This is a genomic window from Haloarcula sp. MBLA0138, assembly GCF_055632455.1.
On record NZ_CM145746.1, the window covers coordinates 838,628 to 865,067 of the forward strand.

At 66.4% G+C, this 26,440-nt stretch carries 26 protein-coding genes and 1 tRNA gene; 17 read left to right on the forward strand and 10 right to left on the reverse strand.

All coding sequences use genetic code 11. The features are described 5' to 3' along the window. Positions 1 to 25: 25 nt before the first annotated feature. Both ACV7JO_RS04295 and corA read left to right on the forward strand, forming a co-directional pair. Positions 26 to 193, forward strand: a complete 168-nt coding sequence (locus ACV7JO_RS04295; protein ID WP_470355114.1) for a hypothetical protein — start codon at positions 26 to 28, stop codon at positions 191 to 193. Beyond that, a complete protein-coding gene (gene corA, locus ACV7JO_RS04300; protein ID WP_470355115.1) occupies positions 190 to 1,167 on the forward strand; it encodes a magnesium/cobalt transporter CorA in 978 nt (325 codons plus the stop codon). Before ACV7JO_RS04295 ends, corA begins: the two co-directional genes overlap by 4 nt. On the opposite strand, the gene ACV7JO_RS04305 is transcribed toward corA, so the two are convergent. From ACV7JO_RS04305 to ACV7JO_RS04320, 4 genes are all read right to left on the reverse strand, one after another. Further along, positions 1,162 to 2,397, reverse strand: a complete 1,236-nt coding sequence (locus ACV7JO_RS04305) for a tripartite tricarboxylate transporter permease (protein WP_470355116.1) — start codon at positions 2,395 to 2,397, stop codon at positions 1,162 to 1,164. The genes corA and ACV7JO_RS04305 overlap by 6 nt on opposite strands. A 112-nt stretch (positions 2,398 to 2,509) precedes the next feature. Then, positions 2,510 to 2,860 (reverse strand): 50S ribosomal protein P1, encoded by a 351-nt coding sequence (rpl12p, locus tag ACV7JO_RS04310; RefSeq protein WP_470355117.1) that lies wholly within the window; start codon positions 2,858 to 2,860, stop codon positions 2,510 to 2,512. 21 nt (positions 2,861 to 2,881) lie between these two features. Further along, complete coding sequence (locus tag ACV7JO_RS04315; RefSeq protein WP_470355118.1) at positions 2,882 to 3,943, reverse strand: 50S ribosomal protein L10; 1,062 nt, start codon at positions 3,941 to 3,943, stop codon at positions 2,882 to 2,884. Between the two features lies 1 nt (position 3,944). Then, positions 3,945 to 4,583 carry a 50S ribosomal protein L1 gene (locus ACV7JO_RS04320; protein WP_470355119.1) on the reverse strand — a complete coding sequence of 213 codons (639 nt, stop codon included), beginning with the start codon at positions 4,581 to 4,583 and terminating at the stop codon, positions 3,945 to 3,947. Between the two features lie 157 nt (positions 4,584 to 4,740). Between ACV7JO_RS04320 and ACV7JO_RS04325 the strand changes: the two genes are divergently transcribed. After that, on the forward strand, positions 4,741 to 6,384 hold the full coding sequence (locus ACV7JO_RS04325) for a sensor histidine kinase (protein WP_470355120.1): 1,644 nt from the start codon (positions 4,741 to 4,743) through the stop codon (positions 6,382 to 6,384). 81 nt (positions 6,385 to 6,465) lie between these two features. Here the strand turns inward: ACV7JO_RS04325 and ACV7JO_RS04330 are convergent, their stop codons facing one another. Further along, positions 6,466 to 6,954: a 50S ribosomal protein L11 gene (locus ACV7JO_RS04330; protein ID WP_470355121.1), complete on the reverse strand. Its 489-nt coding sequence runs from the start codon at positions 6,952 to 6,954 to the stop codon at positions 6,466 to 6,468. Between the two features lie 84 nt (positions 6,955 to 7,038). Beyond that, positions 7,039 to 7,239, reverse strand: a complete 201-nt coding sequence (locus ACV7JO_RS04335; protein ID WP_470355122.1) for a VNG_1110C family protein — start codon at positions 7,237 to 7,239, stop codon at positions 7,039 to 7,041. Positions 7,240 to 7,360: 121 nt separating this feature from the next. Between ACV7JO_RS04335 and ACV7JO_RS04340 the strand changes: the two genes are divergently transcribed. Both ACV7JO_RS04340 and ACV7JO_RS04345 read left to right on the forward strand, forming a co-directional pair. Continuing rightward, on the forward strand, positions 7,361 to 8,470 hold the full coding sequence (locus tag ACV7JO_RS04340; protein ID WP_470355123.1) for an OBG GTPase family GTP-binding protein: 1,110 nt from the start codon (positions 7,361 to 7,363) through the stop codon (positions 8,468 to 8,470). Positions 8,471 to 8,519: 49 nt separating this feature from the next. Continuing rightward, entirely contained in the window at positions 8,520 to 8,960 is a 441-nt protein-coding gene (locus tag ACV7JO_RS04345; RefSeq protein ID WP_470355124.1) for a TIGR04206 family protein, read from the forward strand. 66 nt (positions 8,961 to 9,026) lie between these two features. Here the strand turns inward: ACV7JO_RS04345 and ACV7JO_RS04350 are convergent, their stop codons facing one another. Beyond that, positions 9,027 to 10,373, reverse strand: a complete 1,347-nt coding sequence (locus ACV7JO_RS04350) for a sulfatase-like hydrolase/transferase (RefSeq protein ID WP_470355125.1) — start codon at positions 10,371 to 10,373, stop codon at positions 9,027 to 9,029. A gap of 343 nt (positions 10,374 to 10,716) precedes the next feature. Here ACV7JO_RS04350 and ACV7JO_RS04355 point away from each other — a divergent pair, with 343 nt between their 5' ends. Together ACV7JO_RS04355 and artA are read left to right on the forward strand one after the other, a co-directional pair. Further along, a complete protein-coding gene (locus ACV7JO_RS04355) occupies positions 10,717 to 13,842 on the forward strand; it encodes a DUF7282 domain-containing protein (protein WP_470355126.1) in 3,126 nt (1,041 codons plus the stop codon). 124 nt (positions 13,843 to 13,966) lie between these two features. Next, on the forward strand, positions 13,967 to 14,965 hold the full coding sequence (artA, locus tag ACV7JO_RS04360) for an archaeosortase A (RefSeq protein ID WP_470355127.1): 999 nt from the start codon (positions 13,967 to 13,969) through the stop codon (positions 14,963 to 14,965). 2 nt (positions 14,966 to 14,967) lie between these two features. Here artA and dph5 read toward each other — a convergent pair whose 3' ends face one another. Next, a complete protein-coding gene (dph5, locus tag ACV7JO_RS04365; protein ID WP_470355128.1) occupies positions 14,968 to 15,753 on the reverse strand; it encodes a diphthine synthase in 786 nt (261 codons plus the stop codon). A gap of 75 nt (positions 15,754 to 15,828) precedes the next feature. On the opposite strand from dph5, the gene ACV7JO_RS04370 reads away from it, so the two are divergent. The 10 genes from ACV7JO_RS04370 (at position 15,829) to ACV7JO_RS04415 (ending at position 24,332) form a co-directional block, all read left to right on the forward strand. Continuing rightward, positions 15,829 to 16,809 (forward strand): class I SAM-dependent methyltransferase, encoded by a 981-nt coding sequence (locus tag ACV7JO_RS04370; protein ID WP_470355129.1) that lies wholly within the window; start codon positions 15,829 to 15,831, stop codon positions 16,807 to 16,809. Positions 16,810 to 16,871: 62 nt separating this feature from the next. Beyond that, positions 16,872 to 17,123, forward strand: a complete 252-nt coding sequence (locus tag ACV7JO_RS04375) for a hypothetical protein (RefSeq protein ID WP_470355130.1) — start codon at positions 16,872 to 16,874, stop codon at positions 17,121 to 17,123. Positions 17,124 to 17,186: 63 nt separating this feature from the next. Further along, positions 17,187 to 18,734 carry an SLC13 family permease gene (locus tag ACV7JO_RS04380; RefSeq protein ID WP_470355131.1) on the forward strand — a complete coding sequence of 516 codons (1,548 nt, stop codon included), beginning with the start codon at positions 17,187 to 17,189 and terminating at the stop codon, positions 18,732 to 18,734. A gap of 166 nt (positions 18,735 to 18,900) precedes the next feature. Next, a complete protein-coding gene (locus ACV7JO_RS04385) occupies positions 18,901 to 20,235 on the forward strand; it encodes an amino acid ABC transporter substrate-binding protein (protein WP_470355132.1) in 1,335 nt (444 codons plus the stop codon). A gap of 5 nt (positions 20,236 to 20,240) precedes the next feature. Further along, positions 20,241 to 21,128: a branched-chain amino acid ABC transporter permease gene (locus tag ACV7JO_RS04390; RefSeq protein WP_470355133.1), complete on the forward strand. Its 888-nt coding sequence runs from the start codon at positions 20,241 to 20,243 to the stop codon at positions 21,126 to 21,128. Next, positions 21,125 to 22,192: a branched-chain amino acid ABC transporter permease gene (locus tag ACV7JO_RS04395; protein ID WP_470355134.1), complete on the forward strand. Its 1,068-nt coding sequence runs from the start codon at positions 21,125 to 21,127 to the stop codon at positions 22,190 to 22,192. Before ACV7JO_RS04390 ends, ACV7JO_RS04395 begins: the two co-directional genes overlap by 4 nt. After that, positions 22,185 to 22,970, forward strand: a complete 786-nt coding sequence (locus ACV7JO_RS04400; RefSeq protein WP_470355135.1) for an ABC transporter ATP-binding protein — start codon at positions 22,185 to 22,187, stop codon at positions 22,968 to 22,970. Before ACV7JO_RS04395 ends, ACV7JO_RS04400 begins: the two co-directional genes overlap by 8 nt. A 1-nt stretch (position 22,971) precedes the next feature. Continuing rightward, positions 22,972 to 23,718, forward strand: a complete 747-nt coding sequence (locus ACV7JO_RS04405) for an ABC transporter ATP-binding protein (protein ID WP_470355136.1) — start codon at positions 22,972 to 22,974, stop codon at positions 23,716 to 23,718. 1 nt (position 23,719) lies between these two features. Beyond that, a complete protein-coding gene (locus ACV7JO_RS04410) occupies positions 23,720 to 24,133 on the forward strand; it encodes a universal stress protein (protein WP_470355137.1) in 414 nt (137 codons plus the stop codon). Positions 24,134 to 24,257: 124 nt separating this feature from the next. Next, positions 24,258 to 24,332 (forward strand) — tRNA-Thr (locus ACV7JO_RS04415). Between the two features lie 276 nt (positions 24,333 to 24,608). On the opposite strand, the gene ACV7JO_RS04420 is transcribed toward ACV7JO_RS04415, so the two are convergent. Both ACV7JO_RS04420 and ACV7JO_RS04425 read right to left on the reverse strand, forming a co-directional pair. After that, entirely contained in the window at positions 24,609 to 25,346 is a 738-nt protein-coding gene (locus ACV7JO_RS04420; RefSeq protein WP_470355138.1) for a hypothetical protein, read from the reverse strand. Positions 25,347 to 25,782: 436 nt separating this feature from the next. After that, entirely contained in the window at positions 25,783 to 26,424 is a 642-nt protein-coding gene (locus ACV7JO_RS04425) for a PGF-CTERM sorting domain-containing protein (protein ID WP_470355139.1), read from the reverse strand. Between the last annotated feature and the right edge of the window lie 16 nt (positions 26,425 to 26,440).

Sequence of the window (26,440 nt, forward strand, 5' to 3'; positions counted from 1 at the left end):
GTTTCGGGCACCCGATGCCAGAGCCATGCGTTCCCAGACGGTCGCCGGCGTCGCCCTCACCGTTGCGGGGCTGGGCGGGTACGCCGTCGGCGTGACGGCGGCGTATCCGGGCCGCTCGTTCGCGGTCACGGCGGTGATGGTCGGGCTGACGCTCCTGTTGGTCGGCCGCGCGGAACCGGAGGGTGCGGCGTGATTTCGGCGGTCGTCTACGCCCCCGACCGCACCGTCGAGTACGACGACCTCGACGCCGCCCGGACCGCGCTGGGGACGACGTGGGTCCACGCGCCCGAGGTGACACCCGAGGAACTGGACGCACTCGAATCGGCCTTCGGTCTCCACCCGCTCGCGATCGAGGACATCCAACACGACGTGCGCTCGAAGACCGAGGAGTACCCCGACCACACGTTCGTCCTCGTGAAGACGGCCCGGCTGACCCCCGGCGAGACGACCTTCGAGAAGGAGGTGACGACCAGTCCCGTCGGCGTCTTCATCGGCCGGGACTGGGTGGTCACCGTCTCGACCGGCACCGTCGCCCCCGTCCAGCGCGTCCGCGACGCCGTGGCCCGCGGCGACGAGCGCCTCCTGCACAACGGCCCGGACTTCACCGCCTACCGCGTCGTCGACGGCATCGTCGACGGCTACTTCGACCTGCTCGACGACGTGGAGACCGACATCGAGGCCATCGAAGAGGAGGTGACCCACTCCACGGACATCGAGACCCTCGAGAAGATAAACGACGTGCGCCGGGACCTGCTCTCCTTCCGCAAGCAGGTCTGGCCCGTCCGGGAGGCCGTCGGCGTCCTCGCCCGCGGCGACCCCACACAGATACAGCCACAGACCGAGCAGTACTTCCAGAGCGTCTCCGACCACTGCGTCCAGATCGTCGACCTGACCGAGACGTACCGCGACCTCGTCGCCGGCGCGCGCGACATCTACCTCAACACCGTCGCCCAGTCGACCAACGAGGTGATGAAGGTGTTGACCGTCGTCGCGACCATCTTCATCCCGCTGACGTTCGTCGTCGGCGTCTACGGCATGAACTTCGCGGGCGGGCCGTACAACATGCCGGAACTGGGCTGGCGCTACGGCTACCCCGCCGTGATGCTCGGGATGGCCGCCGTCGGGGTCGTCCTCCTGTGGCACTTCCGCGACCGGGAGTACCTATAGCGCCAGCGGGACGAGCAAGACGCCCATCAGCGTCGCTCGGCGGCTCCCGAACCGCGGGGGGACGTGGCCGACCAGCGCGGCCGCGCCGAACGCGCCGACGCCCATCGGGCCGGCGAACACCCACGCGAGGACGACCAGCCCACCGAGAACGGCCAGCGACAGCCGCGCCGGGTCCGCGCGCCCGACGGTGCGGAGGTATCGGTCGCCCACCAGCGGGACCAACACGGCCCCCAGTACCGCCGCGACGACGACGGCAGCGAACAGTTCGGGTAAGGCCAGCGGGACGCCGGCCCGGTCGAGCGCGACGAGGACGCCCGTCCGGGTGTCGCCCAGCGCGACGAGCGCGAACAGGGCAAAGACCGCCGTCGCCGTGTTGACGCCGCTGGTCGTGACGACGAACGCCCGCGGCCCGCCGTCGGCGGTGAGGCCCAGCGCCAGTGTCGCCGCGATGGCGCTGGAGACGCCCGGCAGGTAGCCCACGGCCGCGCCACACAGCGTCCCGACGGCGGCGAGCGTCAGAATCCGCCGCCGGGGCGTCGTCACGGCCGCGCCGTCCTGTGGCGGGACGCCCCGTCCCTCGACGGCGGCGAGCAGGACCGGCGCGCCGAACAGCCCGGAGAACAGCGGGACCAACACGTCGGTCACCGGCAGCAGGCCCGCCACCGGCCGGTCGAGGAAAGCCAGCCCGAGTGCCCCGCTCGCGGCGAGCGACAGCGCGGCACCCGCCCGCCCGGCGACCCCACGCTCGGTCAGCACCAGCAGGCCGGCGATAGCCAGCAACACGAGCGGCAGGTGTGCCGAGACGACGGGATAGAGCCGTCCCATCAGCGTGGTCACGGGGACCGCCAGCGGGACGGCGAGCAGCACTGCCAGCCCGCTCCCCAGCGCCGACAGACGTAGTGCCTCCCGGCCACGGCCTTCGAGGACGAGTCGGTGACTGGGGAGCGCGCTCGCCGCCATGGCGGGGTCGGGCACACCGAGCGCCAGCGCCGGCACCACGTCGAGAAAGGTGTGCGTCACGCCGGCCGCGAGCATCGCCGCGCCGACGTACAGTCGCGGCCCGGGCACGTCGGCGACGACGGCCGCGAGCAGCAGCGCGAAGGTGTTGGCGTGCAGTCCCGGGACCAGACCGCTGACGGTCCCCAGCGTCACGCCAGCCCCGACAGCGAGCAACAGCGCCGCTGTCGCGGCGGGGTCGACGGTCGCCGTCGCGCTCTGGCCGGGCAGCACACCCGGGGCTGGTCGCGGCTCCGTACTTCAACGCTCGGCCCGAACCGGCGGCGCTGTCGCTACTCGGCACGCGCGTCGAAAGAATGTGTGGTCTCGACGTGAGGTGGCCGCGTTAGCCGAACAGCTCGCCGAGGCCCTCGCCGCTGGCCTCGTCGTCCTCGTCGTCGTCCTCGTCGTCGCCGCCGTCGTCGGCCTCGTCTGCCTCGGCTTCCTCGTCCTCGCTCTCGTCGGCGTCGTCGCCACCCTCGGCGGGCGCGGCGGCACCGCCGCTAGCGGGGACGGGCGCGGCAGCGGCCTCGTCGACGGCCTCGTCGATGTCGACGTCCTCGAGGGCCGCGACGAGCGCCTTGACGCGGGACTCCTCGACGTCGACGCCGGCGGACTCCAGCACGTCGGTGAGGTTGTCTTCGTTGATCTCTTCGCCCGATTCGTTCAGGATGAGTGCAGCGTAAACGTATTCCATTGTTGTGGTTGTGTGGTGTGGTTAGAACATCGCTCCGAGCGCGTCGCCGGCGTCCTCGTCGTCGTCATCGTCGCCGTCGTCGGCGTCGTCGGCGTCGGCCTCGTCGGCCTCCGATTCGGCATCGGCGGCGTCGGATGCGCTGTCCTCGGTCTGGTCGTCGGTCTGTTCCTCGGTCGCCTGCGAGACCTCCACGTCCTGAAGCTCGTCAGGCAGGGCCTCGGCGTCGTCTATCTGCGCGGCGAGCGCGCGGACCTGCGAGTCGGCCTTGCTCACGAGGTCGGGGACGACCTCGGGGTCCTCGATGGCGGCCTGCAGCGCGAGGCTCTTGGCGTCGCCACGGGCCGACTGCAGCATGGTCCGGACCGTCGTGTCGGTCGGGTACTCGGCGTTGACCGAGAGATTGAACGCCCGACTCGCGGCGGCCTTGATGTCGCTCGCGTACTGGTCGACGTCCAGTTCGAGCTCCTCGGGTTCGAACAGCACGCCGTCGGCGAAGACGGCACGGAGGTCGAGGCCGACCTCCTTGGGCTCGATACCGAGCTCGTTGAGGACGTTGGCGAGGTCCTGCGTGACCTCCCCGCCGGTCTCCAGTACGGTCGAGTCCGAGAGGACCTGAATGGACCCCTCTTGGATGCGCGCGTCGGCACCGACACTCTGGAGTTCGCCGACGAACGGGCCGGGGTCGACGCCGGTGTCGCCCTCGGGGATGACGATGTCGTTCGGGGCGACCTCGCCCGCGCCGATGGGCGCGGGGGTCTTCGAGGCCTCCAGCTCCTGATAGAGGGAGAACGGGTTGTCGTCGGTCCCGATGAGTCCGACCTGTCCGGCGACGTAGCCCGAGAGGTCCTCGAGGCCGTCGTCGACCTCGTCGAGGGCACGCTCGAGCAGCGTGTTCCGGGAGACGCGAAGCTCCGCGGTACCGTGGAGGTCGCGGCGCATGTCCTGTAGCTGCCGGGACGGAATCCCGGCGATGTTGACGACGCCGACGCTCTCGTAGGACTCCAGCATGCCCACGATGTCGTCGACCTCCTCCTGTTTCCACTGCGGGATGGTCTCGGTCTTGCGGACGTCTTCGGCGCTCATCTCAGGCCACCTCCACTGCGGGGCCCATCGTCGTCTTCACGTACATCGTGTCGACGTTGAGCGGCCCCTTCTCGAGGTCGGCGTGCAGCCGACGCATGATGACGTCGATGTTGTCGGCGAGGTCCTCGGCGGACATGTCCTCCGCGCCGACGCGCGTGTGGAACGTCCGTCGCTCCCCGCTACGGAGCTGCACGGTGTTTTTCGTACGGTTGACGACCTCGACGACGTCGTCGTCGGGGTCGAGCGGTTCCGGCATCTTCCCGCGCGGACCGAGGACGGTCCCGAGGTAGCGACCGATATCCTGCATCATCCCCTCTTCGGCGATGAAGAAGTCGGTCTCGTCGGCGAGCGACTTCGCTGCGTCGTCGTCGCCACCGAGTTCCTCGAGTTCGTCGTGGTCGAGTACGTCGTCTGCGACCTCCTCGGCACGGAGGGCGGTTTCGCCCTCGGCGAAGACCACGATAACGGTCTCCTGACCGGTGCCGGCAGGGAGGACGACGGACTCGTCGACGCGGTTCGACGGGTCGTTGAGGTCCAAATCGCGCAGGTTGACTGCGAGGTCCACCGTCTCGCGGAAGTTCCGCTCGGGTGCGTCCTCGAGTGCGCGAGAGACTGCTTGCTCTATTTCCTGATCTGCCATTGTTCACCTCCGTAGTGCGCCAAACGGCTGCTACGGGTCAGTGAAACAGGCGGATGCCTGTCTCGTGCGGGAAGAAGCCGATGCGCCACTTAAAACCGTCGAACCGCCGTTTCGGCTCCCGGTCGGTTTATGGTGCGACGCCGCCACGTCTCCGCCAATGCGATTGCGGACTACGCTGGCGGTGACGCTGGTAGTCGTCGCGGCAGTCCTCTCTGGGGTGGTCTACGCCGGATTCGCGGTACACAAAGAAGGCATCACCGACCGCGAGCAGCAGTCGTTGCGGACCGGTGCGATAACTGTCGCCGACGCGCTCGACACCAAGATCAAACAGCAAGAGCGCACCGTCGCGCTGTGGGCCGCCAACGACGCCGTGGCGGCCGAGGGGACCGAGGACCAGCGTGAGGCCCTCGCGGCGTTTCGCCAGCGCTCGCAGTTCGAGGGTGTCTCCGTCGTCGCGGCCAACGGGACCATGGTCGCTATCGACGCCGCGGGCCTCTCGGCGGAGCAACAGGCAGAACTGGTCGGCGAGGACTTCGGCGACCGCCGGTACGTCCAAGCGGCGCTGGGCGGCCGGCAGTACGTCAGCGACCCGCTCGTCGCCGAGAGCGGGAACCTCATCGTCACCATCTCGACCCCCATCCGTCGGGACGGGCGCGTCGTCGGGACGCTCAACGCGGCGTTGCACCTGACCGAGACGGACTTCTTCGCCGAGGCGGGGAGCGTCCTGCCGCCCGCCCACACGCTGTCGGTCAGGACCGCCTCGAACAGCTCGCTGTACCGCGAGCGACCGGTCGCCGCGGACGCGCTGTCGGCCCGCCACACTGTCGCCCGAACCGGGTGGGTCGTCGCCGTCACAGTCGACCGACGGGTGATTCAGGCCCCGCTCCGACGAGCCACCTACCAACAGGCGGCCGCCGTCGTGGCGACGCTGCTTGCCGTCGCGGTGCTGGGCGTCTGGGCCTCCCGGCTGACGCTGCGCCGGATAGCGACGCTCCTCGACGGCTTCGACGCGCTGGAGGCCGGCGACTACGACACTACCCTCGACCTCGGGTCGACGGCCGAGTGGGAGCGCATCGGACGGCGGTTCGACCAGTTGGCCCGGACGCTGGACCGCCGCGAGTCACAGATAACGGTGTTCAACCGCGTCTTCCGGCACAACCTCCGCAACGACATGTCCGTGGTACTCCTGTCGGCCGAATCCATCGCCGACACGGACGACCTGCCGCCGCAGGTCCGCGCCGCCGCCGACCGAATTCGCTCGCGTGCGGAGTCGTTCATCGACCGCACCGAACACGCCCGGACGGTCCAGCGCCAGTTGCTCGGCCGTGACGACGGCGAACGGGACCCGGTCGACCTGACCGCGGCGGCGCAGGAGGTGGCGACCGAACTCCGGGCGCAGTTCCCCGAGTCGACCGTCGCCGTCGACGGGCCCGAGGCCGTGACGGTGCTGGGCGAGGAACCCGTCCGGTTGCTCCTCTCGGAACTCGGGACGAACGCCGTGGTCCACAACGACCTGTCGACGAGCGAGCGCCGCGTCACCTTCGAGGTCGGCCGCGAGGGCACACACGCGAGCGTGACCGTCAGCGACAACGGGCCCGGCATCCCCCCGCTGGAGCGTGCTCTCCTCGTCGGCGACCGCGACGAGTCGCCGACTGCACACGGCAACGGGCTGGGCACGTGGCTGGTGAAGTGGCTCGCCGAGTCCGTCGACGGCGACGTGGCGGTCACCGTCGACGACGACCGCGGAACGAGCGTCACCGTCAGACTACCGCTGGCCGACGACGGCGAGCGAGCGGACTGATAGACTGGGGCGGTGTCACTGTCAGCCGTGTGAAACCGAGAGAGAATTCGACCTGCAGGCGTCCGGTTGCTCGCTGTCGGCTTACGCCGCGGCCTCGTCGGCGAACACGTCGTCGTACTCGCCGTCGTCGATGCGTTCTTTGAACTCGCGGGGGTTGTGACCCTCGATGGTGACGCCCAGCGAAGTGCAGGTACCGACGACCTCCTTCGCGGCGTTTTTCGCGTCGTAGGCGAGCAGGTCGGGGTGTTTCTGCTCGGCGATCTGCTTGACTTGGTCGACCGAGAGGTCGGCGACGAACTCCTCGTGGGGCTCGCCGCTGCCGGTGTCGAAGCCGGCCTCGTCCTTGACCAGTTCGGCTGTCGGCGGGACGCCGACGTCGATGGTGAACGAGCCGTCGTCGTCGTAGTCGACGGTGACGGGGACCTCCGTGCCGTCGAACGCGGCGGTCTGGTCGTTTATCTCCTGTACGACTGCCTGCACGTCCACCGGCGTCGGGCCGAGTTCCGGACCGAGCGGCGGGCCGGGGTCGGCCTGCCCGCCGGGGACGAGCACTTCGATAGTTCCAGCCATACAGGGAGAATCCCTCGCGGCAGTTTAAAGGATTGCGTTTCAACACCGGCCCCGTGACGCCGACACACGGGTCCGTACGTTGTCTCAGGCGAAGTTCACGCCGTTCATCGCGAGGAAGTCGCCGGCCTCCTTGATTTCCACAGGGGAGCCGATGATGCGCACCTGTCCGCCCTCGTCCCGGACCGTGACGGTAAACTCCGCCTCTAACTCCTCGCGGACGCCGTCGAGCGCTCCCGACGGGAGGAGTATCTGCGTGCTGTCGCGGAACCGGTCCGCACTTGCCATTGTCGAACATGTCGGCGGACGTGGTATAGGTGTGTCGGAATCACGCGGCCGCCCCTCGTTCCCGCTCCCGTGTAGGCGATGAGGAAAGCCTTATTCGGTGTGAGGGGCCGACCTACACGTAATGGGGCTCGAAGAGGAGATAGCGGAACTCGAGGAGGAAATCGCCGACACGCCCTACAACAAGTCGACAGAGGCCCACATCGGCCGGCTGAAGTCGAAACTCGCCGAAAAGAAAGAGAAGCTCGAACAGCAGTCCTCCTCGGGCGGTGGCGGCGGCTACGGCGTCGAGAAGCACGGCGACGCCACCGTCGCGCTGGTGGGTTTCCCCAGCGTCGGGAAGTCGACGCTGCTCAACGCCCTGACGAACGCCGACTCCGAGACGGGGGCCTACGAGTTCACGACGCTCGACGTTTACCCCGGAATGTTGCAGTACAAGGGCGCGAACATCCAGATTCTCGACGTGCCCGGACTCATCGAGGGAGCGGCGGACGGGCGGGGCGGCGGACAGGAGGTCCTCTCGGTCGTCCGGACCGCCGACCTCGTCGTCTTCCTCGTCTCGGTCTTCGAAATCGAGCAGTACGACCGCCTGCGCGAGGAGCTGTACGCGAACAAGATACGCCTCGACAGGGACCCCCCGCGGGTCTCCATCCGCAAGAAAGCCAAGGACGGCCTGTCGGTCAACAGCTCCGTCGACCTCGACTTGGACGAGGAGACCATCAAGAGCGTTCTCCGGGAGCACGGCTACGTCAACGCGGACGTGACCGTCGGCGAGCAGGTCGACCTCGACCGCCTCATCGACGGCGTGATGGACAACCGCGTCTACCTCCCCTCGCTGGTCGCGGTCAACAAGGCCGACCTCATCGAACCCGACTACGTCCCGACGGTCAAAGACGAACTCCGGGACCACGACATCGACCCCGAATCGGCCGTCTTCATCAGCGCCGAGGAGCAGAAGGGGCTCGACGGCCTGCGCGACCGCATCTGGGACGCGCTGGGACTCATCCGCGTCTACATGGACAAGCCGGGCCGCGGCGTCGACTACGAGGAACCGCTCGTTCTCCGCGAGGGCGACACCGTCGACGACGCCTGCGAGAAACTGGGCGGGAGCTTCGACGAGCGGTTCCGCTTCGCCCGCGTCTCCGGCCCGAGCGCGAAACACGACGAACAGCAGGTCGGCCGCGACCACGAACTGGCCGACGAGGACGTGCTGCGCATCGTCGCCAACCGGTAACGTCGCCCGCGCACGGACGACTTATCACCGCCCGGTCCTGCGTCCCCCCATGGACGCCCACATCCGCCGCTTTCTCACCGTTCTCGCCGCCGGTCTCGTCCCGTGGACGGTCGTCGTCGTCGGCGACGAGTTCACGCTCGTGTTCACGTTCGGGCTGGTCAACACGAACCCGCTGGGCGTCACTACGATATACGACTTCTTCTACCGCTACACCCTCGGGCTCCCCCGCTTCATCGAGGTCTGGGGCGGCGGCGTCGCCCTGTACCTGCTTGGCGCGGTCGGCGCGGCCGCGGGAGTCTTGCGCCGGGACGCGCCCGCCCTCACCGCCGTCTCGCTGTCGGCCGCGGCGCTGTCGCAACTGCTCGTCTTCCGGGGGTTCGACCGCCGCGTCGGCTACACCGCCGTCCCCGTCGGGACCGCGGTCCTGCTGACGGTCGTCTGGTGGCACTACTGGCCGCTGGTGCGTGAGGCGGTCGTACCGACCGAGTAGCGGCCGTGTTTACTCGTCGCCCGCGTGCGCGAGGACAAGTCACCAGTCAGCAGTTGCCGAGAGATGTCAGCGATAACCCAGCTGCTCCAGCCGGTCGGCCACGTCGTCGGGCACGTCGAGTTCGTCGTCGGCTTGTTCGACCTCGGCCCGGTCGAGTGCGTCGCGCAGTTCGGCCAGTCGGTCCCGCGGGTCGCCACGGTCGGCCGACCCGACTTCCTCGAACCCCGATAGCGTCTCCCAGCCGTAGTAGTCGGTCGGCTGTGCGGTCCCCCACAGCTCCGCGTCGTAGCGGTCGATGACCGACTGGTCGTACTCGCGCTCTTCGAGGAGGTGCATGTGGCCGGCCTTCAGCCCGTGGCGCTCGACCAGCAGGTCCCGGGCCGGCGGGTCGTCGAGTAAGTCCTCGCCGGGGAGGTCCGACGCGTCGACGCCCGCCGCCGAGAGGACCGTCGGGGCCACGTCACACAGCGTGACCGGTGTCTCGACCCGGTCGCGCTCGACCCCGTCGGCGTGTATCGAGAGCGGGACGTGACACAACTGCGGGTAGACGCCGTGGGTGTGTTCCCACGCGCCGTACTCGCCGAACATCTCGCCGTGGTCGCTGACGGTGACGACCACGTCGAAGGCCGCTCGAAGCTCCTCGAACACGTCCCGGTAGACGTCGGCGAGGTAGCGGACGCTGTCGTCGTAGGCCTGCCGAATCGCCTCGTGGTCGCCCGATGGACCGCTCTCGGAGATGGTGTCCTCGATGTTGGGGCTGTAGTCCACGTCCGTCCGCCGGTACTCCGTCGGCGGGTCGTAGGGCGCGTGGGCCTCCATCAGGTTCGCAAAGAGGAACGTCCGGTCGTCGAACGACTCGCGGCGGAGCAGGTCCAGCAGTCCCTCGGCCCCGTCGCCGTCGTCGACGAACCGCCCGAGACCGGCGTCCTCGGCTTTCAGTTTCAGCCCACGGGCGACGGACTTGCGCGTGTTCGTCTCCGGACCGAGTACTGTCTTTAGAGCGGCGACGTACCGGCCCAGTCCCTCGGTCCCGTGTTCGGAGATGAACGTTCCCCAGTCGACCACGTCGTCGTCGTAGCGGTCGGCCTTCCACGTCGTCTCGAACTCGTCGAAGCCGCGGTCGAAGCCGAACGGTTGGGAGATGTTCGCGTTCGCGCTGTACGCGCGCGTGGTGTATCCCATGTCCTGCAACCGCTCCGCGAGGACCGCCCCGTCGTAGTCCAGCCGCTCGGCCTGCGCGTAGACGCCGGACTCGCTGGGGTACCGACCGGTGAACAGCGACCCGTGGACGGGGACGGTCCACGAACTCGTCGCCCACGCGTTCTCGAACCGACAGCCCGGCAGCCAGTCGAAGTACTCGTCGAAGCTGTCTTTCCGAAGGGTGTCGAGGACGATGAGGGCGACGCTCGTCATGTTTCCCACCGACGATGCACTCTCGACGGGCTAATGTCTGTCGTGTGCGAACCACGTGTATAATACCCACGCGTCAGACGCGCATATGACGAGAACGTGAAACGAACCACAAAGCGCTTATACACTCATCAAAGGCCGTGAGACGGCTGAAATCGAGCATGGGTATTCCTCTCATCCTGCACACCTGACCACAAAACATTTATAATGTCCGCCGTATCGTTTGACCGTACCCCTACCCATGGCTCCAGAAGTGAGTACACCGGCTCGGTCTACGCGTGGTCGCGGTGACTGCGCTCCGACCACGTGGAAAACGGCTGGAACCGCCCGATAGCAACCACAAACTATGACAGAAACCAACGAAAAAATCCGCAGCCTGTTCCTCACAGCGCTGATGGTCTTCTCGGTGTTCGCCGGGACCGTCGCGTTCTCTGGCGGAGCAGCCGCTGCGGCCAACGTTGCCAGTGGTTCGTATAGTACGAACCCTGTCGACGAAGGCCAGTCGCTTAACGGCGAGACAGTACAGTTTACTGTGGACGATGTCAACACCAACGACGGTGATACCGACACGTTCCACGTCAACATCCCGAACCCGATAGTCAATCAGGGTTCGGTCAGTGTCAGTTCCGCGACCGTCTCCGGCACCAACGGTGGCTACAGCACGAACGTGCAGAGTAGCCCCGTCGACGGCCAAGACGACGACGGCGTGCAGGACACCCTGCGCGTGACCACGGGGACCGACCAAGGTGTCACCAGTGACACTGTCACGGTCACCTTCACGTACTCGTTCAGTACGCCCCAGGTCGACTCTGACACGGACTACAACTACCGCGCCACTGTCCTCGACAGTGACGGCGACAACGTCGAACTCGCCGACATCGGTACGGACCTGACGGTCGCCGAGACCGACGTTGACGGGACCGCCCTGCAGTCCGGCGGGACCTTCTACGGCGGTCAGGACGTGTTCGTCCAAGGTCTGACGGACAACACCGACTACCAAGTCCGTGCCGTCGACACGAGCAGCGACGCCGAGCAGGTCGGCGCGCTCCGCCGGACGATCACGGCTAACTCCAACGGCGTCATCGAGTTCGAACTCGACGGTCGCCTGAACGAGGGCGAGTTCGTCCTCGTCGACGCCGACGACGGTACCGTCATCGAGGTCGACAGTTCCGGCTCCGGAACTGACCGCGGTGCCTCCGCCGAGGCTGACGTCGAAGCCGGCGAGTTCGAGGTCGTCACGCAGGACCTCACCGCCGAGTTCGACGACGACTCGGCCAGTAACTCCGAGGACGCCGACGCAGTCGGCTTCGAGATCAGCTCCGACGTTCGTAGCGGCTACAACGTCAACATCTCGGCCCAGGGCGACCTCGACACGGACGACCTGCAGGACATCATCGGTTCCTCCAACGTCTCGACGGTCTACGAGGACGAGGACACCGTTACAGTCAACAACGCAGAGCAGTACGAGACGTGGTCGTTCAACTTCAGCGACATGGACGCCGGTAACTACACGTTCGAGACGAACGTGACGGACACCGGCGCGTCCGACTCGGACACCATCGAGGTGGCCGACACCGGTGGCGACGCGGCGACTCTCAACGAGTCCGTCATCTCCGAGAACCGCGGCGACGTGGCGGAGATTCCGGTGCTCCTCTCGAACACCGACACCGCGACGGTCGAGATCGGTGACTACGAGGACGACAACTACAACCTGACCGTGAACGTCGAAGACGGGAACGGCGACGGTGCGGTCGTCCTCGAGTTCAACAGCTACTCGGCTGGCGCAGTCGAGGAAACGGGCACGACGGGGAGCTCTTCCCTCATCGGCCCGGTCATCCAGACCAAGAACGACGACGACGAGATCACGTACCTCCGTGAGAACGGTTCGTTCTCGGTCAACGCTCCGGACGCCAACCCTGAAGTCGCAGTCGACAGCTCCCGGAACGTCGGGGACAAAGTCCTCGCCGCGACGGACTACGACGTGAGCGTGCAGGCTGGCGAGGAGAACTACGTTGACGAGGCGAACGACGTCTCGACTCTCTCGCTCACCGAGCGCACCACCGACAACGCGACCGTCTGGACCACCTCGTCCGACAACTACGACGACCTCTCGGATGTCGACGAGGACCAGCAGGCTTCGACGATCTACGACCTCGTCGAGAGCGACAACGTCACGCAGTCCGACACGGTCGCCGACAATGACGCTGCCGTCATCCAGATCGAAGCGTCCGGTCTGGAGGGCGTCATCGCCTACCTCGAAACGACCACCAGTAACACCGACGAGGAAGTCTACCAGTCGATGTCCGCCGCCTCCGAGGCCGGCGACACTGACCCCGCTGTCGACGACTCCGTCGTCCAAGACAGCATCAAGGTCTTCACGCACACGCTGGAAGACGGCGACCCCGGTGCTAACGTCGACGCGACCGGCACCGACATCAGTGCCGTCGACACGGACAACCTGCAGGTTGTCTACGACGAGGCCAACGACACGCACTTCGTCGTCGTCGACGACATCAGCAGCCAGCTCAACGCGGACGATGGTGACGAGGTCACGGCTAACTTCACGATGGTCGGCCGTGACGACCGCGCCCTCAGCGAGGACTCGGTCGAAGTCAACGACTCGTTCACCATCCAGGACCGCGAAGCGACGCTGAACAACGGTAACGACATCTCCGTGCAAGCCGCGACCGGTCAGGCCATCCCCGGCACGACCAACCTCGCGCCCGGTACGGAGCTCACCGTTCGCATCCGGAGCCAGTCCAGCCAGAGTCCGTTCCTGAAGCAGCCGACGGCGATCGTTCAGCCCGACGGCTCCTTCACGGCCTCTGCTGACTTCAGCGACAACAGCCCCGGTGTGAACTTCACGGCGCAGACCCGCGTCGGTGGCAGCGACATCGGTGACGAGATCGATGGCGCTATCACCGAGGCCCCGGTCGCAACCGTGAGCATCAGCGACCAGGAATCCGACGGCACGACAGTCACCGTCGACAGCGCGCAGCTGTCCAACGGTGGCTTCATCGCCATCCACAACGGCTCGGCTACCGGTGACGTCATCGGTAACTCGAGCTACCTGGAAGCTGGCAGCCACGAGGACGTTGAGGTCACGCTGGACTCCGAGCAGTCCGGTGACTTCACTGCGGTCGCCATGCCGCACCTCGACACCGACAACGACCAAGCCTACGAGTTCGCCGGTGGCTCCCTGGACGCGCCGTACACGTCCGACGGGTCCCCTGTCACGGACTCCGCGGAAGTGACGGTCGGTGGCGAGGAGACGGACACGCCGACGCCGGAGCCGGAGACGGACACGCCGACTCCCGAGCCGGAAACGGACACGCCGACTCCCGAGCCGATGACCGACACGGCAACCGAGCCGCCGACGACCACTGGTGACAGCGGTCCCGGCTTCACGGCTGCCATCGCGCTCATCGCGCTCGTCGCTGCGGCGCTGCTGGCGGTCCGCCGCGACAACTAACACTAACCGGAGCCGTTCCGGTCCCTGACTTCCGATTTTTCTTCGCGCGCTACGTCGGTAGCGACAGCCACGCGCGCCGCGTGCAACGATAAAGCATATAGGCGGAATCGGCCAACGTGGAGCCATGCTACCGGCAGTCCTGCAGGCATCGGCGGGCGGGGACGGACTGCCCGTGCCCTTCGACCCGCTCGCGGTCTCCGAACCGCTGATGTGGCTCGTGCTCGCGGCCTTCCTCGGGAGCGCGGTGTTGGTCCGCTCCGACGAGGAGTTGGCTCGGTACGCCGCCGTCGCCGGCTGGGGGCTGTTCGGTGCGTTCTGGCTCGTCTTGATACCCCACTTCGCGCTCGTCCAGAAGAGCATCGTCGAGGGCGTCGGGAGCGTCGCCGCGGTCCCACTGTCGCTGTACGCGGGCTACCTGCTGTGGAACGGCCGGGACTCGCTGTTCGTCCTGACGCGGGCCGTCGGGTTCATGGGGCTCATCTACGTGCCCTTTCTCACCATCGGGCCGCTGCGACAGGTGCTCGTCGAGGTGGTCACCGACCAGACGGCGTTCCTGATGTCGCTCGTGGGGTACGACCCGCTGGTGGTCGACGGACTCTCACACGAGGGCGTGCGCATCGCGACCAAGAAGTACCCCTACGAGAGCACGTTTTGGTTCGACCACGAGGGTGGCCCCATCACGTACAACATTCTGCTCGCGTGTACCGGCGTGGGGAGCATCAGCATCTTCGTCGGGGGAATTCTCGCCGTCGAGGCGCCGCTGGGGCGGAAACTGCGCGCGCTGGCGGTCGCGGTGCCGGTCATCTACGTGTTGAACCTGTTCCGGAACGTGTTCATCGGGCTCTCGCTGGGGCTCCAGCGGATGCAGTTCTTCGAGGGGGCCGTCATGGCGCTCTTTGGCCTGTCGGACCCGCGGATGGTCTCGTACTACCTCGCCGACCGCATCCTCGCACAGGTCGGGTCGGTGGTGGCGCTGGTCGCGGTGACGTGGCTGTTGGCGCGGGAACTGCCCGAACTGGCCGTCGTCGTCGAGGACCTCCTCTATCTGGTCACGGGCAGCGAGTACGACCTCCAGAGCGCGTTCGGTGGGGACGAGGCGTCGGTCGGGGCGGCCGACGACTGAGTTCAGTCGTCCGTGGGTGCGCCGGCGATGGCCGACAGCGCGTCGGACTCGATGGGGTGGAGGCTCCCGGGAATCACGAGCAGGTGGAGCGGCGGGCCGAACGAGTCGGCGGCGAGACGATCTAGCGTGTCCGCGGCGACGACGGGGTCTGGACTGCCGGCGCGGGCGACGACGACGCCCAGCGTCTCGGGGAACGGGTCGGCCAGCAGCGCCGCGGCCCTGTCGGCGGTCATGTACGTGTCGTCGCTGTCGTCCCAGTGGGGGTCGTCGACCTTGATGTCGAGGTAGACCAGCGTGTGCAGGTCGCGCTCGCGGTTGTCGACGACGGTGTCGACGACGCTGTCGGGGACGCCGTCGCCGCCGTGGGCGTCCTCGAAGGGGAGCGTCGTCGCCTTGCCGAAGCGGTAGTTCTGGAGGCCGGTCAGCGACGCGGCGGCGGTCTGGGCGGTCGTGCCGTGGACGACGCGGGTCTCGATGCCCCGCTCGGCGGCCCGCAGGCGGAGGTCGGTGTGGGTCGTCGAGACCATCGTGTCGCCGGCGGTGAGAAACACCACGTCAGCGTCGGCGGCGGCGGCGTCGAGAACCGGTGCGGGGTCGCGCTCGACGCCGGCGCGGTCCCGGACCTCGATGGTCGTGTCGTGGTACGCTTCCAGCCGTTCGAGGTCGGTGCCGACCAGTCGGCTGGTGTAGAACTCCGCGAAGACGCGGTCGGCGGCCCGGATGGCGTCGCGGCCGGCGACGGTGACCGAGCGCTCGTCGTAGAGGCCGAGACCGACGAAGGTGAGCATACCGCCAGTGGGTCGCCGCGGGGGATAAAGGGCGCGAAGCGTCAGGCTTACCGCCGGCGCTGGCGGAGTCGGGGTATGAGCGTCCCCTGCGTCCGCGTCCCGCGGGCAGCCGGCGAGCGGACCCGCGGGCGGTTGGCCGAGGCGGGACTGGTCGACGACGGCTACGACATCACCGTCGACGACGGCGCGCTGTACATCCCGGTGACCGACCGCGAGGCGGTCCCCGCGGACCTCACCGTCGTCGCCGCCGACCCGCCGGTCCGCGAGGGCCAGACCGTGCCCGACGACCTCGTCGAGTTCACGGCGAGTTACGAGCGCATCGGAGACGTGGTTATCGTCGACGAGGACGACCCCGAACGGGCCCGGGAACTCGCCGACGCGGTCGTCGAGTCGTCCATCCCGGCCCGCACCGTGTTGAACCGGGCGTCGAAGGTGAAAGGCGAGACGCGGATACGCGACTGGGAGGTGTTGGCCGGCGACGGCACCGAGGTCGTCCACCGCGAGTACGGCTGTGCGTTCGCGCTCGACCTCGCCGAGGTGTACTTCTCGCCGCGGCTGGCGACCGAGCGCCACCGCGTCGTCGAGCAGGTCGCCGAGGGCGAGCGGGTCTTCGATATGTTCGCCGGTGTCGGGCCGTTCGTCGTCCCCGTCGCCCGAGCGGGCGCGACCGCCGTCGGGACCGACATCAACGAGACGGCCGTCGAGTACCTTCGATCGAACGCCGAGCGAAACGATGTCGCCGACCGCGTGACCGGCATCGCCGGGGACGTACGCGAGGTCGCGGCCGACTACGAGGGGTGGGCCGACCGCCTCGTGATGAACCTCCCCCACAGCGCCGACGACTTCCTCGACACCGCGGTCGGGCTGGCCGGCGACGACTGCACGCTCCACTACTACGACATCCAACACGAGGACGACCCGTACGGGCCGGGCGAGCGGGCGATTCGTGCGGCCGCGGAGCCGGCCTACGAAGTCACCGTCGAGACACGCCACACCGTCCGCTCGTACGCGCCCCACGAACTCAACGTCGTGCTCGACGTTCGGTTGACCGCGTGACGGGTCCGCTGCGCGAAACGAACAGTTATGTGAGTTCGTGCGATGGTGGGAAACACCGACAGATGGGAACCGGCGCGGCCGACGACGTAGACGTCCGAGACATCTCTCCGATGGCGTGGCGACTCCTTCGGGTCGCGGCCGGGTTCGGTCAGCGAGAGGTCGAGACGGAGGTCGACGACATCATGCAAGCACACGTCTCCATGCTGGAAAGCGACACTCGGAGCCTCTCCGAGCAGCGCCTCCGACAGCTGTTCGACCTCTACCGGGCGGAACTGACCGACGATCAACTCCGCGTGCTGGTGGCGAACTTCTGATATGAACGGGACAGAGTCGACGACCGGACCGCTCGCGGCACGCGGAATGTGGAGAGGTGGCGTATGACGTGGGCGGCCCAAGCGACGCCCCGGCGGACGGCGCTCTCCCTGTGCGTCGCGCTGGCGGCGACGGCGGCCGTCATCGCTGCACCGACGCCGGCGGGACTGGACCGGGCCGCACAGTTGGCGCTGGCGACGATGGTGCTGGCGGCGATTCTGTGGGTGACGAAGGCGCTCCCGCTCCCGGTGACAGCGCTGCTCATCCCGGTGACGCTGACGGTCTTCGGCGTCTACGACAACATGCAGGCGGCGCTGTCGGGCTTTGCGGACCCGCTCATCTTCCTCTTCATCGCGGGATTCATGCTGGCCGAGGCGCTCCAGACCCACGACATCGACCGGCGGTTGGCGCTGTATCTCATCAACCGGATGGGGCGGTCGCCGCGCCTGCTCGTCCTCGCCATCATGCTCTCGACGGCCTTCCTCTCGATGTGGGTGTCGAACACGGCGACGACGGCGATGATGACGCCGGTCGCGCTGGGCGTGTTGGCGGAGGTCGTCGGCCGCGATACGCCGGAGGACGAGGTGTCGAACATGCGCGTGGCGACGCTGTTGGGGACGGCCTACGCCGCGAGCGTCGGCGGCGTCGGGACGCTCATCGGGACGCCGCCCAACGTCGTCGCCGTCGCCTTCCTCGATAGGCTCGCCGGCGTCGAGATATCCTTCGCCCAGTGGCTCGCCGTCGGCCTGCCGATAGTCGTCGTGACGCTGCCGCTGACGTGGTACGTCCTGACCTTCCGGCTGTACCCGCCCGAGATAGACGACGTGACCGAGGCCCGCAGACAGGCCGGGGAGTTCCTCTCCGAGGAGGGACCGCTGTCGCCCCGCGCCAAGCGGGCGACGTACATCTTCGCGGCCACGGCCGCGCTGTGGATTCTGGGCGGACTGGGCTTTCTCTTCGAGGGTGTCCTCCCGCCCGCGTGGCAGGTGACGCTGTTCGGCGGGAACGGGCCGAACCTGTTCGGGCTGGAGGGTCACCGCGGCGTCCTCTACTTCGTCGTCGTCGGCCTGTTGGCGATTCCCGCGCTGGTGTTGGCCGACGCCGACGACTGGGAGAACCTCGTCGACATCGACTGGGGGACCATCGTCCTGTTCGGCGGCGGCATCTCGCTGGCCGACGCTTTGGGCGAGACCGACGCGACCGCGTGGCTCGCCCGCTCGCTGTTCGACGCGGTGGTCGGTGCCCCGCTCGTGTTGGTCGTCGCCGTCGTCGTCGTCTTCGCGGTGGTGGCGACCGAACTGACCTCGAACACGGCGACGACGACGATACTGGCACCCATCCTCATCGGCCTCGGGAGCGTCCTCGCCGGAACGCTCGGCGTCGCCCCCGTTCCTGCCGCAATCTTCCTCACGGTCACGGGCGCTATCGCGGCGAGTTTCGCCTTCGCCCTACCCGTGGCGACCCCGCCCAACGCCATCGTCTTCGGGAGCGGCCACCTCGAACAGCGCGACATGATTCGCGCCGGCGTGGTGCTGAACGCGCTGATGACCCTCGTCCTGACGGTTCTCATCGTCCTGCTGTTCTCGTTCGTCTGGCCGAGCGTGCTCTGGTAGTCCGCTAGCCACGCCGCGACGCCCGTTCCGAAGCCACACGGTTTCTCACGTAGGAACCTGTGGTAATTGACTCGGAATCATGTATACAACAATCATGTACATTTATTAGCCGGGATACCAACGGTACGCTAAGGCCGTGTATCACTGATACACGACCTGTTCCACCATGACGGACAAACAGAACCGACGGACGTTCCTCAAGGTAGCGGGTAGCACAGGTGTCGTAGGGCTCACCGGCCTCGCGGGCTGTTCCGGTGACGGCGGCAGCGGCGGTGACGGCGGTTCCGACGGTGGCAGCGGCGACGGTGGCTCTGACGGCGGCAGCACCGAGGGCGGCTCGACGGGCGACGGCAGCGGTGGTACGGACACCATCACGCTGGGTGGCTCGATGAGCCTCACCGGCGACAACGCCGACCTCGGACAGCTGTATCAGGACGCCTACGAGCTGACGATTCAGCGCATCAACGAGAACGGCGGCGTCGAGGCCGGCGACGGCAACACCTACGAACTGGAGATGATACTCCGGGACGACGGCACCGACGCCTCCACCTCGCGCAGCATCTATCAGGAACTCATCGACCGGGAAGGCGTCGACTACCTCCTCGGACCGTACGCCAGCTCGGTGACCCTGCCGGCCAGCGCCGTCGCGGCCCAGAACCAGAAGCCGATGGTCGAGGGCGGCGGCGCGAGCCCCGAGATATTCGCGCAGGGCAACGAGTGGATATTCGGGCTCCTGCCGACGGCCAACAAGTACGCGGGCAGCTACATCGACATGTGTCTGGCCCAGGACCCGACCCCCGAGTCCATCGCCATCCTCGCCGAGGACGGCACGTTCAGCCAGTCTACCGCGGAGGGCGCGCGCAACAAGATCGAGAACACCGACCTCGAACTGGTCGTCGACCAGACGTTCCCCTCCTCCACGTCGGACCTCTCGACGAACCTCGGCCGGGTGCGCGACGCCGGGGCCGACATCCTGCTGCTGTGTGCCCACCAGAAGCACAACATCATTCTGGCGAACCAGATGGAGAGCCAAGGCGTCAACGTCGACGCGGCGATGGGGACCGTCGGCAGCCTCAACGAGTCGTTCAAAAACGAGGTCGGCCCCAACGGGGACTACATGTACGGCCCCTCCTCGTGGGCGGTCAACGCCGAGTTCGAGGACCCGACCTACGGCCAGACGGGCGAGTTCGTCTCGGCCATCGAGGAGAACTACGACTACACGCCTGACTACCACAGCGCCGCCGGCGAGGCCGTCATCCAGACGTTCGTCAATGCCTTCGAGAACGTCGACGAACTCGGTCCGACGCCGGTCCGGGACCACATCCGGCAGGCGGAGTTCTCGACGGTGTACGGCACCGTCTCCTTCGACGACAGCGGCGTCATCAACAAGAACATGCTCGTCTACCAGTGGCAGCCCGACCCCGGGCTCCAGATAACCTACCCGGACAACGTCGCCCAGTCCGACCCCATCTACCCGATGCCCGACTGGAGTGAGCGCTGAGACAGATGGCGTTCACGCAGTTCGTCGTCAACGGCCTGCTCATCGGCGCGCTGTTCGCGGCTATAGCCGTCGGCTTCGCGCTCATCTGGGGGGTCGTCGACATCATCAACCTCGCCCACGGCGAGATGGTGATGCTGGGCGGTTACACCTCCTACTGGGTGCTGAGCTTCGTCACTGGCAACGCCGAGGGGTCGCCGGTGCTGTTTCTGGCGACCGTGCCGGTCGCCATCGCCGCGATGTTCGCCGTCGGCTACGCGCTCCAGCGGACGCTGGTCCAGCGCGTCATCGGTACGGATATCTTCCTGACGCTGTTGGTGACCTTCGGTGCGAGTATCGCCATCCAGCAGTTGGCGATTCAGGCGTGGTCGGCCAACCCGCGGTCGATTCAGGTCGGCTTCGCCGACCCGTCGCTGACCGTCGCCGGCGTCGTCGTTCCGAAGATGAAGCTGATCGCCTTCGTCGGTGCCATCGTGCTGACCGCCATCCTCTACGCCTTCCTCCAGCGGACGCGGACGGGGCGCGCTATCCGCGCCGTCTCACAGAACCCGGAGGCCGCGGCCTTGGTCGGCATCGATGTCGAACACACCCGCGCGGTGACGTTCGGCGTCTCCTCAGCCATCGCCGGCGGCGTCGGCGCGTTCATCGCGACCATCCTGAACATCCAGCCACAGATGGGGCTCATCTACACGCTCAAGAGCTTCGTCATCGTCGTGTTCGGCGGCGTCGGCTCCATTCCGGGGGCGCTCGTCGGCGGACTGCTACTCGGTTCGGTCGAGGAACTGACCGCAGGGTTCGTCTCCTCGCGGTGGACGCTCGCCGTGAGCTTCACTCTGCTCATCGTCCTGCTCGTGGTCAAGCCGAACGGCCTGTTCGGCGAGGGGGCTGAGCAATGAGCACGGAGTCGGAGAGCGACCGTGGCGCGCTCCGCTCGGTGCTCCCGCCGGACTACGTCGACCGGCTGTTCGAGGTCTGTGACGCTCACGCGTGGAAGCTGCTGGGGGCCAGTGCCGTCCTCGGCGCGCTCCCGCCGCTGCTTGGGCTCGAACAGGGCTACTACATGACGGTCATCTCCGAGATGTTCCTGTTCGCCATCCTCGCGCTGTCGTGGGACATCGTCGGCGGCCAGACCGGCTACCCGAGTTTCGGGAACATGGCCTTCTTCGGCATCGGTGCCTACACCACGGCCATCCTCGTCAAGGACTTCGCAATCGGTTTCCCGGTTGCGATGGTCGGGGCCGCCATCGTGGCGGTGACGTTCGCGGCGGCCATCGGGGCCGTCGTGCTTCGCCTGCGCGGGCACTACTTCGCAATCGCCACGCTGGGCGTCCTGCTGGCGGCCCAACAGATATCCCGGAACCTCTCCATCACCGGCGGGGCCAGCGGGAAGATACTCCTGCAGGTCCCGTCGGGAACGGTGTTCTACTACCTCTTTTTCGGCGTGCTGATCGCCGAGATGGCGGTCGTCTACTACCTCTCGAACACCCGTTTCGGCTTCATCCTGAACGCCATCCGGGACGACGAGGAGAAGGCGACCGCGATGGGGTTCAACACCACCTACTACAAGACGGCGGCGTGGATGCTGGCCGCACTGTTTACCGGGCTGGCCGGCGGCGCGTACAGCCTGTTCAACACGTTCATCAACCCCCAGACCGCCTACAACGCCGCGTGGAACGTCGAACTTATCGCGATGGCGCTGCTCGGTGGCTCCGGAACGGTCGCCGGCCCGATACTCGGCGCGTTCGGTCTGCACACCGTCATCGAAATCGTCGAGACGGCCTTCGTCGGCTGGCAGTTGGTCCTGCTCGGTGCGGTCGTCATCGTGACCGTCATCGGCTTCCCCGAAGGGCTGGTCGGAACGCTGCGGGAGTACGCCAGTCAGATGGACTACTACAAGCGCGGCGGGATGGCCGCCGCCGACACCGACGGCGGCGACTCGGAGGTGAGCGCCGATGAGTAAGGCCACCGACGCGGCCGCGGCCGACGCCGACCCGGACCGGGCGGTGCTGCGCACCGACGGCGTCACCAAGCGCTTCGGCGGCCTCACCGCCGTCGACGACGTCGACGTCTCCGTCCACGAGGGCGAAATCGTCGGCCTCATCGGCCCGAACGGGGCCGGCAAGTCGACCCTGTTCAACTGCATCACCGGCACCCTCAGCGCCGACGAGGGGCAGGTCTTCCTGCAGGGACAGGACGTCACCGGCTGGCCCGAGTACAAGATAGCCCGGGCCGGCCTCGGCCGGATGTTCCAAGAGACGCGCATCTTCGGGGACATGACCGTCCGGAAGAACCTGCTGCTGGCCGCACAGGAGGCCGGTGCCGACGTGGGGAACCTCCTCCGACGGCCCGACGACTCCCTGCTGGAGCGGACCGACGAATTGTTGGAGTACGTCGACCTCGGCGGCCTCGCGGACGTGCGCGCCGGCCGCCTGAGCTTCGGCCAGCAGAAGCTCATCGAGTTCGCGATGGAACTGATGGCCGAACCGGACCTGCTGTTGATGGACGAACCGGCCGGGGGTATCAACCCCTCGATGCTGGAGAACCTCATCGACTACATCCGGACGGCCAACGAGGACGAGGACGCGACCATCTTCCTCATCGAACACAACATGGACTTCGTCATGGAAATCGCCGACCGCATCTACGTGTTGGCCCACGGCGAGCGCATCGCCGAGGGCACGCCAGCAGAGATTCAGAACGACCAGCGTGTCCTCGACGCGTACCTCGGGAGGGAATAGCGTGGCGACGACATCTGACACCGACGCCGGCACCGACGACGCCATCCTCCGGATGGACAACGTCGTCGCCGGCTACGGCAACACGACCGTCCTCCACGACGTGAGCATCGCCGTCGAGGAAGGCCAGATTGCCTGCCTCATCGGCCCCAACGGCTCGGGGAAGTCGACGCTGATGAAGAGCATCTACGGCTTCGCCGACGTGAAGGCCGGCACCGTCACGCTCCGCGACGAGGAGATAACGGGGCGCTCGCCACAGGAGAACCTCGCCAACGGGATGAGCTACGTCCTGCAGGACGCCAGCGTCTTCCCGGGGATGTCCGTCCACGAGAACATGCTCATGGGCGGGTACGTCTTCGACGACGACGAGCGGGCCGCCCAGCGCGCCGAGGTGCTGTACGACGAGTTCCCGGTGCTTGGCGACATTCGCCAGCAGGAGGCCGGCACCCTCTCGGGGGGCCAGCGCCGCCTGCTCGAACTCGCCCGCGCGCTGATGGTCGACCCCGACGTGATGATGCTCGACGAACCGTCTATCGGGCTCGAACCCCGGTACATCGACGACGTGTTCGAGCGCATCGAACAGCTCAACGACCTCGGGACGACGCTCCTGCTGGTCGAACAGAACGCCGAGAAGGGGCTGTCCGTGGCCGACCGCGGGTTCGTCCTCGCCAGCGGCGAAATCAAGTTCACCGGCTCCGGCACCGAACTCCTCAACAACGACGAGGTCGGCCAACTCTACCTCGGAGGGTAACATGTATCGGCTCCTACTCCCCGTCGACGACGACCCGGACCGCGCCCGCGGACAGGCGGCGTTCGTCGCCGACCTGCCGGCGACGGCCGACGACGTCGCCGCCGTGGTGACCCACACCCTGACCGGCGACGAGGCCGACGCCCCCGACGAACTCCGAAACGTCGAGCGGGTCGACACCGTCCGCCTCGTCCGGAACTACCTCGAAGAGCGGGGCATCGACGTGGAACTCGCCGAGGCCCGGCACCCGCCGGCCGACGGCATCCTCGACATCGCCGACGAGTTCGACGTCGACCACGTCGCCATGGGCTCGCGCAAGCGCTCGCCCGCCGGCAAAGCCATCTTCGGGAGCGTCTCCCAGCAGGTCCTGCTTGAGGCCGACGTGCCGGTCACCGTGGTCGGCGCAGCCGAGGAGTGAGAACGGCTCTCTCCCCGGCCCCGATTCGCAATCCTTATTGCGGTTATCGGCACTATCGACAGATGCAATTGGCACACTCCGATGACGTGTCGCTCCGCGTGACCCGCCGTGTGTGCCCGCGCGCGCCGGTGTAGCTCAGACTGGCTAGAGCGAATCCTTCGTAAGGATTAGGCCGAGGGTTCAAATCCCTCCACCGGCTTTCTGCTGCGAACGATACGTGAGCAGCGAAAGCCAGAGAGGGATTTGAATCAGGGAGTGAAGCGGAGCGGAACGACCGTGGTTCAAACTCCCTCCACCGGCTCTTTCCTTCGGAACAGCCTAAATGGACAGACAGCGACCCGCTTACTTAATGATTGGGCCGCAGATTCACTCAATCAGCCCCCGCTACACAGACAGTTTTGCCGGTTCGTTTCGGTGCAAATTGTTGCTCTTGACGACCTTCTGTTGTGTCGCCCTCTGGTTTGAGCAAATTATGTCAGGGGAGGTATTGTTGCATCATCTCTTTGTGGGCCTTGATTGTATCCTCATTATATTCTAGCTCATGTTTATTATCAAGACACCAATCGAAGTACTCCTCCAGTGATTCAGACAACTCTTCAGCAAGCCCATGATAGTTCACATCCTCTCGCTGAGGATGATACCATTGCCACCAATTGACACTAAACGAATAGTCTTCGCTTGGAGCGAATGAACGTGCAGATTCGCCAATAAGGACCCCAAATGGTGGCGCACTTGACTCTGCTCTGAATGATTGAATTATTGGAACACCCAGCAATAGTGAGTCGAAATATTCTCGCCTTTTTTCGCTTAGACTTCCGTCATCAATTGCTACGTCGGGGACATCTTGACCTCGTAATATCGGACCATAGGCAACACAGGCACGAACAGCAAATCTATGATAGGATTTGTCTGTATCAACAACAACTTTAGCAAGGTTTGACAATGCCTCTTCCAAGAAAATCTCCAAATCATCTCTTCTCTCTGCAACGGCGTATACACCATCCATAGCAGGATATAGTTCAACACCTTCTGCATCGCTTGCTTTTTCAGCGGCAATATGGAGCTTGAAAATGAAATTTGAGGAGATATGCAGAGAACGCGTCATTATCTTTTGAGTCCCCATCAAATCTAACCAGCATACATAAGCATCCTCCGGGTCAGGCAGGTGGTCTGCATTAAAATGTGGCACCTCGAAATGTTTCTGTTCAGCCATACCGTGAGAACAAATGACGAACATCTAAAACTTTCGGCTTCAGAGTACTATAAAGTTACATTTTATGATGTGTTCTGAATTATACACCTCGAATATATTCTCGCCTTCTTTCCGCCTTCTCGTCGTGCGTTCCCTTGTCATAGTGTTTGTCCAGCACCCGGCCAGTCATATTCACCACTCCCCCGTCACGCCCTTCGGCTGACCGGCGTTCCGGGCCGCGGTGACGTATCCACGACAAAGCGCGTGCGGACTCACTGACCCCGGATACTGAGACGCACCGTTCCACGTCGCCGCCTCACACGTTTCGGGGTCTTCATCGAATGGGCAGGTGTCGTAGTGACACGGACGAGTCGCTGTGTAGACCATCCGCTGAATCGTCGTCCGCGCTCGCCGCGGCCACAGAATAGTTCGCTACTGTCGACTACGAGGAGCCAGTTCAGTTCCCGTTGCGCCGCGCCAGCAGTCCGGCACCGACAAGCGCAATCACCGCGGCCGTCACGCCGAAGCCGGGGCCGAACGCCGACGTGGGCGCGGGGCTCCGGGCGCGGATGGGTTCCTCGACGGGGTCGTCGGCCGCGTACTCCCAGACGGCCGTGCGGTTCTCCACGAGGTCCGCGTTCGACTCGCTGATGTCGGTCGGCATCGTCAGTTCGTAGCGGACGGCGACGCCGTCGCCCAGCGCCACGTCGTCCTCCTCCTGGACGGTGACGAACGTGCGGTCAACGAAGGTCACGTTGCCGCCGTCGGTGGTGACGGTCACCGGGCTCTCGGGGCCGGGCGACCACGACTCGAAGCGGGCGTTGACAGTGACGTTGTCGCCCTCGATGGTCTGGTTGTAGTCGTACGACTCCATGCGGCTCGTGTTGGTGTTCCGGAGGAGGTACGCCTCCACGGAGTCAAAGCCCGCGTCGTCCGCGCTCGACTGGAGGGCGTCGAAGGCGGTGGGGCTCATCGTCAGTTCCACGTCGTACGCCGAGACGGTCCCGCTCTCGTCGACGGTCGCGTCGACGGTGGCCGACGCACACCCCCCGAGGGCGAGCAGGGCACACAATCCGAGGACGGCGAGTCGCTTGCGCATGGATGCACCACCGTCA